This window comes from Savagea serpentis, from assembly GCF_015351395.1.
Lineage (GTDB): Bacteria > Bacillota > Bacilli > Bacillales_A > Planococcaceae > Savagea > Savagea serpentis.
In genome coordinates this window covers 33011-46566 of sequence record NZ_JADKPV010000010.1, presented here as the reverse complement: position 1 = coordinate 46566, position 13556 = coordinate 33011, and the positions used below count along the sequence as shown (strand labels likewise).

The following is a 13556-nucleotide window of genomic DNA, read 5'->3' as shown; positions in this document are numbered from 1 at the left end:
CCAGCACAGCGGCTTACGCTTCGCACGCCGCCGCACTGGGCAGCCTTATTGAGCTAACTTCTCTATCTCTTTTAAAAAGTCATGATCCTTTGGCACAAGTGGTGTGTAAAATTCGGTAATCACGTTATCCCCTTTATCGACATACCCACGTCCTTTGATCTGTTTTAAGAAAAATTGTTTTTGGACGTCGCTTCCAAACATCATGCCATATCCTAGTTCGGACATTCTTCCTAAGGCAACCCGAAAATTAAATTGATCACGAATTCCATCCCCTAAATATTTTGCATCTGGTCGCTGACAGGCAAGAATAAGGTAAAATCCAGCTTGACGTCCTAACATGACAATCTGTTTTAGTTTCGTTAATATAGCCGTACTCTCCTTAGAAGCAAGCATTTCCATAAATGCAACGTATTCGTCAAAAATTAAAAAATGAGGAGCTAAACCCAAATAAGCATAGTTTTCCCCTGTTTTATATCCTTCCATCTGTTTCATTTCTTCACTTCGAGCCATCATATCTTCATAAAATTGATCAATACTTGCCATCATGTCTTCCTTTTTATAATATATATCAGGCATGACGGTACTTAGATCAGCTAAATCGGCATTTTTTGGATCTAAAATATATAACTTCGCATCGGTTTTTAGCAGTGCTTCAATCAACGTAAGAATAAAATACGTTTTTCCACCACCTGTTCCGCCAGCAATCAACATATGTGGCAGCTTATCGTATTCCCAATCCATTGATTTCATGAGCTTTAAGCTACCGTTTTGCGCAATGACTTCATCAATGGAAATACGGTTCGCAATTATATCATAGAACAGAACATACTCAACGTAGGAATCATGTAATTCTTTTGACACTAATTCACAATACAAGCCACTTTCCAACTTCTTTTCTAAATTTAAAAGTGGTTCTTGATATTTACCAAGCGTTATTTCCACTTGAATATGAATCATGCCTTTTTCACACCGATAATACATCTTTGGAAAATGACTGATTTTTTCCTTTGCCTTACTAGATGGGATATCTTTGAAAAATCCTTCATTCACCACTTGTTTTGTTTCATACCACTGATTGTCTAAAATCATCTTTGCGAGCTTTTGTCGATGCATCAATTGTTTTAGATGGTTATAACGATACCGATAATAAAGCAAAACACAAATTGCCACCAACACCAAGCTAATGATTAGTGAAGTTAATCCATACGCACTTACAAAATGTGTTTGAAATGGATCAACTTCCCACGTTGTCGAAAGTAAAAACTTTACATGAAAAGGGATAAAGAAAACGAGCCATACACCAAACAACCCAAAAAAGAGAAATTTAAAAAAGAGAGAGGCGTCACTTGGTCGAATTCGCTTCCCTCTTTTTCGGTAAAATTTCATTATTTATCTTTGGATGGAGTGGATTTTTGAGTGTTAGTGCCTGGAGACGCTGTTTTCCCTTTTAAAACCAAGTCATCTGCCTTGATATACCAATCCACGTCTGCCCCACGAAATGTTGCATTTGCGACTGTATCTGCGACAGGATCAATGAGTTCCACTTCCGCATTGTAATCAAAATCTTTTAATGGAACAGAAGCAGGAATGCTTACTTGGATCATACGTCCTTGTTCACGAGACTTTAAATCATAGGTGCGTTCTTTTACTTCCGTTGATACTGTACCATCTTCATTTTGTAGAAACACTTCTCGGCGTAATGACGAAAACTTTAATAATCCGAATGTCTTTTCTTTATCAATCACAATTCCTTCCGCTAATCTCATCTTTTTTCCTCCTTATGCTTTGACCATATCGTCAGCATGTAAAATGTATTTTGTAAAACCACGATCACCAATTTTATAGCCTTCAGCAGTGATTTTAGCATTGACTAACTTCACTTTTTCCTCATGTTCAAAGAATTTCTCTCCTACTTCTTGTGGCAAGATTACCTCAATATCATCTGCCCGTTGAATATCGGAATACAAATTATAACTACGTGACAATGTTGTCATACGCCCATTAATCCTTCTCTGTTCAACTTTTCCTTCTCCTGCATATTCTAAATTCCCGAACGTTTTTTCCATGTTTGGAATAACGTACTTTAGTTCCATATGATTTTCTCCTCCTTTTTAATTGTCTGTTTAAACTTTGAATAAATGACATTGGGAATTGGTGGGGCTCGTTCATTACAGGTTTGTAACACATTATCAACTCCTTTCAAAAATTCAAATAAAAAAAGACGCCCATTTCTGAACGTCAATAAAAGATTACAGCTTAAATATTAATTTGTATGATTTTTGTCTATTTATTTAACTATCTGTAAAATATGTATCAAAGGAAATTCACCTAATCATCAACAACTTTTAGATAGGTTAATCGATTTTTATAATATAAACATTGATTAAACTAAATTACTAAAATTTAAAATTTCTACATCATTATCGTAGTTATAAAACATTTCTCCACTAAGTTTATCCGTATAAAGAGTTTCATTAGTAAATTTATAAGAGAATTTTTCTGATACGTCCCCTTTTATTTCATAATTAGTGGAGTAATATCTTTTCCCAAATTTACCAATTGAAATAAAAACAACCTCTTTAGCGCCGGCTGCGAAAAGCAAATGTTTAGCTGATTCAGCTGAGTACCCATTAGTAATGTAGTCATCAATAATACATATGACTTTTCCTTTGATACGATTAATTAAATTTGGATTAACAATTAAAGTATCAAAGTCTTTGTCACTTTTATTGTTTAAACGCAATGCCCCACTAGTGTGTTTTGCTTGCATAGGGGAATGTCTAATCAATATTTCTGGTCCTGTTCTAGGACCGCCATTAATAAGGACTCTAACAGCCTCTTTTAAAAAGGAAATAGACGTATCTGTATTCTCTGGATTAGAGGATGGAAAAGTCCCCCAATAATCAACATTATCAAAAAAATTATTTGTTGTTACTTCATTTATTAAATGAAATAATAGAAGGAGTAAGATCCTTTGATCTCTTGATGATACATCACCTTTTAAATTAGTTTCAAAGATTTCTTTTATTCTTACTTCCTCTTCAGGTCTGTAATAAGTGTTCGCATTATTCAGACTTACGACGCTGAATTTATCTTCAAAAGATATTTGAAAATAATTGTCTTTATGAACTTCAAAAGCTTTTAAACAGTCGATAACATTTTGAAATTCCATAATTGGTAAGCCATATTTTTTTACTTTTTCAGAAATCATAACTCTGCCACTACTCAGTCGCTCAGGATTAAATAATGGCATCTTACAATTAAAAGAAAATATGGCATCTTCTTCAACAATACCAATAAATCCAAAAATTGCCCCTTTTTCTTTTAGATTTCTAATCGTATCTTTATTTTGAGAGCTCCGATTGACCAGTTTTATTTTTTCCGTATATTCTTTAGGTATTTTACTTTTTAATATATTAATTGTTGATTGTCTTGCTACAATTGCTAAATATACATCTTGAGTATCAAATAAGTCAGCAATTTGTAAATTCCCCTCAATCAATTCATTATCTTCAGTAAAAAAGATTAATTTCGATATAAAAATCATTTTGTTTTTTTTAATCATCTATCATTTCACCTCCAAATTCGTAGATTTTATTATTGATTATGTCATCTTTTTGATCAACAAATAGAATTTTCTTACCGGCCTCACTGGCATTTCTGATGGTATTCATTGTTCCGCTCTTTAAATTAGTTTCTATTACAATAACTAAATCACTGATATTTGCTACATATTGGTTTCTATCTAAAAAACTAGATTTATAAGTATTCTCATTTGGTCCAATAGATGTTAGAAGTAAACCTTCATCTGATATTATTTTCGCTAGCTCTTTGTTATGTTTGGGATATATTTTTTTAAAATTTGTAGGCAATATTGCAATTGTCTTTCCTTTATTAAGGATAGCTGTTTCATGAGAAATTGTATCAATACCTTCCGCCAATCCGCTAACAATGATATAATTGTCCTCAACGAATTCTTTAGCTATTTTTTCGGTTATTGCAACTGCTTTATTCGATGGATGGCGGGTGCCTACAATTGCCACTCTTTTTTTGTTATCATTTAAAAGAGAGCAATCTCCTTTTGAATACATAAACAGAGGCATAACTTTGTCAGGTAATAATTTTGTCAGTTCATTGACATCATATTTAAAATATAATTTATTTTGACTGTTTTTTTCTAATAATTCTTCGTTTTTAAACAAATCAGCCTTGAATTTTTTATAATCACTAAGTTTTCCTGCCAACCTTCTTTCTTTACTAGTGAATTTATCATACATCTTGGTTTCACTATTGAAAATAGTTTGTAGTGGATCTGTTCCTAATAAGAAAATATGTTGTAAAAGGGTGTCACTAAAACCAAACTGTTTCAAGAAGAATAATTCACTTCTTATATTTTCTGACATAACATAACCCCTTTTTTATAATAAGTTGTAAAAAACAGTAGACCTCAGAGTACTCTTAGATAAATTACTTGCATTCATAATAAATCTTCAAGATTACAAGGTACTCCTAAATAGCGAGTAATATTTGTAATAAATAATAAAAAAGGTTCTCACTGAATTTAAAAATTATACAATGTCTATACTCTAACTCTGAAAATAAAAAGTTAGTCGATTAAAAATTCATTCTTACTTAAATCTATGAACCCTTTTTCTCCACTTCTAAACGAGTATTTAACATATTGCGACATTTCGGTAGGTGGAATGTTTTCAACAACAATTATTTGTGCTTTTCTCGATAATTTTACTAGCATATAATATATATTCAAATAAACTTCTGGGTCATTTATCATATTTTCATCCTCATTTTCAACACTTTGTTCATTTTTATTTGTACCAAAATATTTACTTATAGAATCAAGGATTAGCAGTTTAGGATGAAATATTGCAGAAGGACTAGAAATAATGGCGTCAAGGAAGGAAAGTTGCATGCACTCTAGTAACCCTCCACTTTCGTGTTCATAAACACTAGCATTTTTATAGTATGGAATATACTCTTCATCGTCTATGAACGAGTCTGTGGTATCATAGTATTTCATTTTCTTCATATTTGTTAGATACACTTTGTTCAGATCATTCATAATCTGATTCCTTCTCTTACTTTTTTCCTCCATTGCACTTAATTTATCTTTTAAAGATTTCAATTGAGTTTTATCATTATCTACTACCTCTTTAATTTCATTAATTTTATGAAAAACTCGCTTACTTTCTAATAAAATTTCCCTATCTTTATCCAAATTATTAATATTCACATTAATACTATTAAGCTGCGGTAAAAAGGGAGTGTTAACATCTTTTGAAAATTCACTCAAAGCTAGAGATAAAATTTCCTTTTTTCTCATTTTTCTTTTTATCTGCATATCTAGCTCTACTATTTTTTCATTGCTACCTTCAATTACCTCATTAACCATTTTTATTTTTTGTTGAATATCTTTCAAAATATATTTGAAATTCTCAGGAGAACTTTTTTGACTATGTTCTTGATGCAGTTCATTTTTCACTCTCGAATTGCATAAAGGGCATGTAAGTTCATGATCACTTATCTTAAGTTTATAATTTATCTCCTCAGTGGTTTTTATATCTTTCATTTCGGAATGGTAATCACTCAAAAGTAGTTCATTACTAGTTATGCCTAATTGTATATCCTTTATTTGTTTTTTGATTTGTTCAATTTCAGAGTCTAATTTATTAATTTCCGAGTTTAATAGAACATAATCTTTGTTACTTGTCGCTATTTCATTTTGTTGATTCTGCCTTTTGATAATTTTATTTTTCCTTTGTATGAGTTCATCTATTTGGTCATCATAATTACCAATTCGATCTAAAAGATCTGAATAATCGGTATTATCTCTTTGATCAAGATAACCTTCTAGATTATCTTTCTTTTTTTCATTTTCATTTATCTGGTTTTGAATTTTAGCAATCTCAGTTTGTAATTCGTTTTGAGAAAAGTCAATTAAGTCAAATATCATTTCAAATGAAATAGGGTTTTTATACCTTTTCATTGGTTCATTGTAAGATAGAAAATTATGAGTTCCTAAATCATGTTGATTTACAAAACAATATCTGTAGATATCCCTAAACGAAATTGTTTCAGTGGTTAATTCATTACTTCTAGCCTTATTCTTTGTCTTCTTAAATTCCATTGCCCCTATTTTTTTCATTAGAAAAGATTGTAATTCTTTTTTATTAAGTTTTTCTGGAATATACTCATTAATACTATTGAATCGACAATAATACAACCAAAATACAGAAATATTTTTTTTAATACTTCTAGAAATAGTAAATTTTTCTTTATTTATTTCTATTTCTAAAAAAATAAAGTCAACATTATCTGCCAACTCAGTTTGTACTTTTAGTGAGATTCCACGGTCTTTCCCTAAACAATAATCAATAAGAGATAAGACTAATGATTTTCCAGATGTTTTTTCACCACTAATAATATTTAATTCCTTCGAAAATTCTAAAGTCCTCTGATAAGAGATGCCTTGGACAATTAATTTTTTTATAATCATCAGTTAAAACTCTCCCTCATATAGCAAATGATTAAATCTAGTTGACATAGTCTCGTATGGATAGTCTCTTATAATAATAAAAATTTTATTTAGATACATTTCTACACTATCGGATTCTAAAGCATCTATTGCCCCAATTCCTCTTTGTGTTACAGAAATTTTCAATTTATTTATTGGAGTAAAGATATCACCATGAATTTGGATAAAATGTAAATTCTCCAAATATATCATAATTTCATTCACTCTTTTTTTATCTCTTAAATACTTATAAATCAAAGGGGAATTGATTTCATGACTTTCAAAATATATAATTGAATAATAGTACAATAATTGTTCAAGACTAAACCTTCTTTTCCGAAAATTTACTGCTAAATGATACATAGTAACAAGGTATATTAAAACATCTAACTTTTTATTATCAAACAGTAAGTCTATTTCTGCAGGTAACTGAAAAATATTATTATCAGTGTTCATAACCTTTCACTTCCCCACCATACATCTTTTTCTTCGTCGTCTGCAAGCACATGAATAAATCCCTTAGATTCTGCTGATGTAGGCTTATTTGTGTTATTTACCAGTCTATCAATATTTATATTTTCTAAATTTTTGTGGATTTCTATTAACAACTCTTTACTTGTTTTTCCTTCGATATCATAAATTTCAATATATCTTTCTTTGTATTTCATAAAGACTTCAGCTAATATACCATCAATAAACTCTTTAGGTAGTCCGAATTTTTTACTTTCTCTGATAAATTTTTCAGCTGCAATATAAAAGTATTTGCTTATTTCACTAAGTTTTTCACCAATATTTGCGATTTCCAACTTACGATAAAATAAACTTTTTTCATGATTCTTACTATTAGTCAAATCATCTATTGTAATTGAAGTGTAATTTGTCTTTGCGACTTGATAATCTTTCTTACCTTCTGGTTCCATTATGTTTTCTTCTGTGATTTCAGCTAACAAATATCGTAACTCTCTGATATGAGAAGAGTCAGCTATATCATATTCAATAATTGTTAAACCGTATTCTCGAAATAAATTTCTTTTCTGTTTGGTATCTAATTCACCAGCATTAACAAGCAAATAATGTGTACCTTTAAAATAGCTTTTATGTTCTTTGATCAAAGTCCTTATAAAAGTATCGTTGAAGGAAAATCCTAAGAATAGAAAGCTATACGAACTTGAGAAGGCTTTCATCAAATTATCGAATCTTTTCTCTAAATATAATTCTTCATATTTCTCAGATGAAATAGTTATTGTATCAGGATTTGATACACTTCCATGGATATGAAATAAATACTTTTCTTCATTATCGTTAAACAATCTCTGTGTGTTTGAAGTGTACTCAGTAAGTGAATTAAAACTATTTATTCCGGGAATATGATCCTCAATTAATCTATCATAATTTGTAGTTAAATATATTTTGAAATTTTGTTTAATAAGATCTGGGTAATTACTGTCTATAGAAGCATTAGTATTTGTGATTCTAATAGAATAGCAATCAGCAATTTTTTCTTGAATTGGTTGATCATCTATGTTCCCGTATCTTTTAATATTTTCAATTGCTGTCTGATATTCTCCTAAATCTAAATCATGTTTAATTATTGGCCAAAATTCTTGCTTTAAAAATGTGTGACTTAACTCCTGTATAATCGCATTCCATGATTTTAATTGGAATGGAATAGACAACCCAGCACCTATAAATGGAATAATTTTTTTATCTTGATATTTCTTTTTTAGTTCTTCAATTATATATTGGCTCACTAACTTTCCCCCCTACATAAGAACAACTCTCTTACCTCAGTTTACCATAATATCTTGTAAGGGTTAAAATAAATACTGTGTAACAAACAGCAAGAGATAGATAACTGAAATCAAATTAACATTTTCTCTTCAAATACTCTAATTGAAACCATATTATTTTAGAATTACATCTTCAAATCCCATTATATAGACTACATTTTTTACTTATACATTCATATAGAAATCATAAGTATGAGGCGAAGGTATGGGGAGATTCATCTTAATTTCTAAATCATTCCTTACGCTTCTTGAAAATGATAATCCTCACGTCCATAAATCACACACCAAAAAACAACTATGCATTCTCCATTTTTATCACGTATCAATTTCCCGTGAGGAAAAAACGGAAAGTCTTCAATCTCTATCTCATTCAAAACAAAATGATTGTCAATCCAATCCATCACTTTCGCTTCATTTTCTTCCAAAGAAATCACACTCCCCCTTGATTTAGACAATAAAAAAAGCATGACAGATAGAATTTGTCACACGTTAGTTTGTTTATCTATAAAACTTCTGCAATACCAGCCATAATATATTCCGCACATGGTACTGCAATCGCATTTCCAATCGCTTTGTATCTAGCATAATCACTTATAGCCTCATCTTTATTTCCAAGGGCTGTCCATCCTTCTGGTAATCCCATCAAACGTTCACACTCTAATGGCGTAAGTTGACGAATAAAACCTTCTTTTTCTTCTCCTTCATACCAAAATGAAAAGTAATTCACAGATCCTGCAAGCAAAGTGGGAAATGGATCTCCTGTTCTTCCGAAACTTCCATGGAACCCTTTCTCATTTTTTTCTTTGGCTGTACTTCGCATACGTCTTTCTTGAAAGGGACGGACGATGGGTATTCTCCCCCCTGCTTTTTGAGTAGATATTCTACTGGTAATGGCGGAGGACTGCCTGCTCTCTCTGCAAGACGTAAAAACCGATTGCAAATTACGGGCTTTAAATAATATTTCTGTGGCACGTGGTCCTCCAAAATCTGCCACGAGAAAGATACGTCTTCTTCTTTGAGCAAGTGTGGGCCTTCCCCAATATTGGGCATCCAACAATCGCCAGGCGACATCAACATCATTCCCTCGGACCATTCCAGCGTTTGCCCAGACTTCAGAAGCAGACATTGGAATTTCGGTATTTGTGAACGATTCAAGCACGGCCTTAAAATCCAGCCTGTTATTTGATGAAAAAGCTCCCATGACGTTTTCCCAAACAGCGATAACTGGATATGTTCCATTCGTTGCACACCTCATTTCTTCTATAATTCGTATTGCATGATAAAATAAACTGGATTGACTTCCAGTAAGACCTTCTCGTTTACCGATATTGGATAAGTTCTGACAAGGGGACCCAAATGTAATGATATGAACGGGTGGAATTTCCCCACCATTTACTTTTGTAATATCTCCTAAATGAATCATGTTAGGAAAGTGTCGTTTTGTAATAGATATGGGTGCTTTTTCAATCTCACTTGCCCATATTGGTTGAATCTCATAACGAGAAGCAGCTAATGGAAATACACCAATACCATCAAATAAACTTCCTAAAGTTAGTTTTGTCATATTCCAACTTCAATCCTCCGTTTTTAGGCGTAAAAAAAAGACGTTTAATTTATTTAAACGCCTTTCAATGTTTTTATTCTATTGTGTTCCCACACCCCAGATCAATTACCACCGAAACGGTAATGTGGTTTTTCAGTACTTTATTCCTCGTTTTTTCACCTTCTCCTACAAACACGAAATGCTTGTAAAAGTGTTTAAAACTAAGGATTTCTATAAAGTTTTTATTTGTAGCAACGATACACACTCCACATGTCTAGAGATGATAGTACATACGGGAGTGGTATTAGTTCGTAAAAAAAACTAACTATTGGCTGTTTGTTAGATATCTTCTAGAGCAATAGTCAATTCTTCAAATAGCTCCTTTAATCTTTCATTCAATCTTAAATAAATCTCTTTAATATTAAAGGATGTTAATCCAAGTGTTGTAATTACATTTTGTTTAAGTTTTTCCTCTCTCTCCGAGGACAGTAAGTGAAAAAATATTATTCTTAAATCATTCAATAAATAGAGGGGCGCAATCAATTCTCTGACTGGTTTTGCAGAAAACTGAGTTAGTAAAAACTCATAATATTTAATTGAGCCCCATTCTTTATAGCTCTTTTCCTTTTTATCTACTACACTCTCATAGTAAGTTTTTAATGCTTTAGTGTTTACAGCTTCAATTAATATTTTATGCAAAGCACTAATAACTGATTTAATCTCATTCTCATTATAAAGAATAGGTTTCTCAATATCTTCAAGCGATTTGATTACCTCGCCCTCCAAGTGGTGCAGGTCTATTCCATGTTTTGAGGTTAATAAGTCGTAAGCCTTATTCCTAAGATTAATTATTTGTCTTTCAATGATCGGTTCGCTCCATATTACATTCAATTGAGCATCGTAAAACGATGTATCCATTATAATATGATCAGAGGCAACATTATGGATTTCTAAGTATTTAAGAGTACTATCATCCAATTTTTCTAAGTCAACTAGCCAAAGGATTAGCTTATCATTCTTGTTTAAACCAAATGGGACTTCAAACTCATCTTTATAACCAAACACACCATAGCTTTCCGAAAACAAATTAAGTTCATATTCGGGATGATGCATAAAGTAAATAAGTGCTTCTTTTTTAAAAAAGACTGGAGTTAGGAAGCCGTCATTCGCTAATCCGGTTAATCCTGGTATATTCTCGTAATCCCTATAATCATAATTAAAGTTAAAACGTTCACAAAATCCATAGCGTTTATTTAGTTTCTTTGGTGTTGTCTGTACACCTAGCTGATTACGTGCTTTGCATTCTTGATAGAGATACATGATTAATTGTTTTGATTTACTTGAAAGCACCTGATGGCTGCAATTAGCACATTCTAGTTGTGGTAAATCCTTGACCTCGATAGTATATTCATCAATTTTTATTTTATAGTCATTGAAAATAAGTTCAACCTTTTTACTGCACTTTGGACAAGTATCAATAGATAACGGCTCATTGATCTCATAAAATCTTTCTAAAGGCATCACATCCACATATTGTCCCTCCCTCAATAATTTCCCAAGTATATTTTATCACACTTGGACATTACTATATATCAGCTCGCTGTTATCGAATGAAGTCATGTAACAAAAGGGATAGAGGGGAAAAGAAATTTGGTAATGATAAGATGATTTTAGTGATTTTTAAATAAGATAAAAAACCCCGGAATCCAATGGGGAAAACCGGGATACTATTGAATAAAACATGAAATTCAGTAAAAAATATTATTTTGACAAGTTGTTCTTAAAAATAGAATATATTTTTTTATGATTCATAAACTTCTTTATTCTCCATCCTTTTTATAAGAGATAATCCTTCAAAAACAATTAGATCTGCTAATAAAATTTTAAATCCTTACCTCTCTGTCTAATAATTCATTTGCTAAAATTACTTATAACGGTGACTTCAAGAAATGATATAATTTAAAAAAGAGACATTGCTTTTTACACAATATCCCTCATTTTTCTCCAATTCCTCTGGCGGAATCTTGGCGGAGAACCTATTCATTTTTAATCATTTCATCCATTTTACGTACCATCGAAATGCAGTCAAATCAACGTTTTCACTTCAAATGCCTCTAGTGAATTACTCCCACTCAATCGTGCCTGGTGGTTTTGCTGTGATGTCGTAGACGACGCGGTTTACGTGTTCTACTTCATCTGTGATGCGTGTGCTAATTTTTTCTAAAAGATCCCATGGAATGCGTGCCCAGTCTGATGTCATACCGTCTACTGAGTGCACAGCACGAATGCCGATCGCATGGTCGTACGTACGTTTTTCATCGCGTTTTCCGACTGAGCGGATGTTTGGTAATACAGTGAAGTATTGCCAAATGTCACGGTCGAGTCCTGCTTTTGCGATTTCTTCGCGTAAAATCCAATCCGATTCACGAACGATTTTTAATTTCTCTTCCGTTACTTCTCCAAGTACGCGAATGCCAAGTCCTGGACCTGGGAATGGTTGGCGCCAAACGATTTCTTCTGGAAGACCTAATTCTAAACCGAGCTTACGAACTTCATCTTTAAAGAGCGCTGTTAATGGCTCGATGAGTTCGAACTCTAAATCTTCTGGTAATCCTCCAACGTTATGGTGAGATTTGATCGTTTCTGATGTCGCTGTTCCACTTTCAATGACATCTGCGTAAATCGTACCTTGCGCTAAATAATCGATTCCTTCTAATTTCGCCGCTTCATCATCGAATACGTAAATAAACTCATTCCCGATAATTTTACGTTTTTGTTCTGGATCCGTTACGCCTTTTAATTTTCCTAAGAAGCGATCTTTCGCATCCACTTTGATAAAGTTCATGTTGAATTTCCCTTGGAATGTTTCAACGACGCTATCCGCTTCCCCTTTACGGAGTAAACCGTGATCGACGAAAATACATGTTAATTGCTTGCCGATCGCTTTATGAACGAGTGCTGCAACGACTGATGAATCGACACCACCGCTCAATGCGCATAGCACATTTTTGTCTCCTACTGTGTTGCGAATGCGTTCAACTTCCATATCGACGAAATATTTCATCGTCCACTCATCTGTCGCTTTACAAATGTCGTAGATGAAGCGTTTCAATAACTCTTTACCGCCTTCTGAAGCCGAAAGTTCTGGATGATATTGTACACCGTAAACTTGCGCTTCATCGTTCGCAATGACGTCATCTCCTGCGAGACGCTCGAAGCTAGTTGGTAAATTTGTAATTTCGTATTGCTCAACAAATTGAACGGTCAATGTTGATTGTTGTTCGTATAAAGTAGAGGCTGGCACTTGAATTTCTTCTTGTGCATCGAGGACGTCGCGTTTTTGCACCGCTCCACCGAATTGTTCAATGACTTCTTTCACTCCTGAACTAATCGCAAGCACCGGAATATCCAATTTGAAAATATTTGGATCCACCGTTAATTCGTACTTCTCGATCACGTCGAGTGTTCCACCTGATAAAATGACACCTGCTGCATTCATCGCTTGAATCTGTTCTGCTGTCGTCGTGTGGGCGTGAAGCTCACTATACATCCCTAATTCACGAATCGTACGCGTCAATAACTGATTGTGTGCGCTACCTAAGTCAATAACGACAATTTTCTGTTGTGCACTTAATAAAGGCGCTGCCATGTTTTTACCTCTTTCTCTCTTAAAATTAAGTGATATAACTCA

At 32.8% G+C, this 13556-nt stretch carries 11 protein-coding genes and 1 pseudogene; all 12 read right to left on the bottom strand.

Features of this window, described 5'->3' with window-relative positions; all coding sequences use genetic code 11:
* Positions 1-13: 13 nt before the first annotated feature.
* The 12 genes and pseudogenes from IRY55_RS12875 to guaA all read right to left on the bottom strand — a co-directional run bounded on the left by IRY55_RS12875 (position 14) and on the right by guaA (position 13514).
* Positions 14-1386: pseudogene (locus IRY55_RS12875) on the bottom strand (FtsK/SpoIIIE domain-containing protein).
* Positions 1386-1766 (bottom strand): YdcP family protein, encoded by a 381-nt coding sequence (locus IRY55_RS12870; protein WP_194563739.1) that lies wholly within the window; start codon positions 1764-1766, stop codon positions 1386-1388. Before IRY55_RS12870 ends, IRY55_RS12875 begins: the two are co-directional and overlap by 1 nt.
* A gap of 12 nt (positions 1767-1778) precedes the next feature.
* The gene (locus tag IRY55_RS12865) at positions 1779-2093 is read right to left on the bottom strand and encodes a YdcP family protein (protein ID WP_194563738.1); all 315 of its coding nucleotides are present in this window, start codon (positions 2091-2093) and stop codon (positions 1779-1781) included.
* 290 nt (positions 2094-2383) lie between these two features.
* Positions 2384-3565 (bottom strand): phosphoribosyltransferase, encoded by a 1182-nt coding sequence (locus IRY55_RS12860; RefSeq protein WP_235961145.1) that lies wholly within the window; start codon positions 3563-3565, stop codon positions 2384-2386.
* Positions 3558-4403 carry a DNA-processing protein DprA gene (locus IRY55_RS12855; RefSeq protein WP_194563737.1) on the bottom strand — a complete coding sequence of 282 codons (846 nt, stop codon included), beginning with the start codon at positions 4401-4403 and terminating at the stop codon, positions 3558-3560. The genes IRY55_RS12860 and IRY55_RS12855 overlap by 8 nt, the downstream gene beginning before the upstream one ends.
* A 203-nt stretch (positions 4404-4606) precedes the next feature.
* Positions 4607-6514, bottom strand: a complete 1908-nt coding sequence (locus tag IRY55_RS12850) for a coiled-coil domain-containing protein (protein ID WP_194563736.1) — start codon at positions 6512-6514, stop codon at positions 4607-4609.
* A 3-nt stretch (positions 6515-6517) separates the two neighbouring features.
* Entirely contained in the window at positions 6518-6988 is a 471-nt protein-coding gene (locus IRY55_RS12845) for a hypothetical protein (RefSeq protein ID WP_194563735.1), read from the bottom strand.
* Entirely contained in the window at positions 6985-8283 is a 1299-nt protein-coding gene (locus IRY55_RS12840) for an SIR2 family NAD-dependent protein deacylase (protein WP_194563734.1), read from the bottom strand. The genes IRY55_RS12845 and IRY55_RS12840 overlap by 4 nt, the downstream gene beginning before the upstream one ends.
* 278 nt (positions 8284-8561) lie before the next feature.
* Positions 8562-8756 carry a hypothetical protein gene (locus IRY55_RS12835; protein WP_194563733.1) on the bottom strand — a complete coding sequence of 65 codons (195 nt, stop codon included), beginning with the start codon at positions 8754-8756 and terminating at the stop codon, positions 8562-8564.
* Between the two features lie 68 nt (positions 8757-8824).
* Complete coding sequence (locus tag IRY55_RS12830; RefSeq protein ID WP_194563732.1) at positions 8825-9886, bottom strand: DNA cytosine methyltransferase; 1062 nt, start codon at positions 9884-9886, stop codon at positions 8825-8827.
* 318 nt (positions 9887-10204) lie between these two features.
* Complete coding sequence (locus IRY55_RS12825) at positions 10205-11386, bottom strand: YgiT-type zinc finger protein (protein WP_235961146.1); 1182 nt, start codon at positions 11384-11386, stop codon at positions 10205-10207.
* A gap of 601 nt (positions 11387-11987) precedes the next feature.
* Positions 11988-13514 carry a glutamine-hydrolyzing GMP synthase gene (guaA, locus tag IRY55_RS12820; RefSeq protein ID WP_194563730.1) on the bottom strand — a complete coding sequence of 509 codons (1527 nt, stop codon included), beginning with the start codon at positions 13512-13514 and terminating at the stop codon, positions 11988-11990.
* Positions 13515-13556 lie beyond the last annotated feature (42 nt).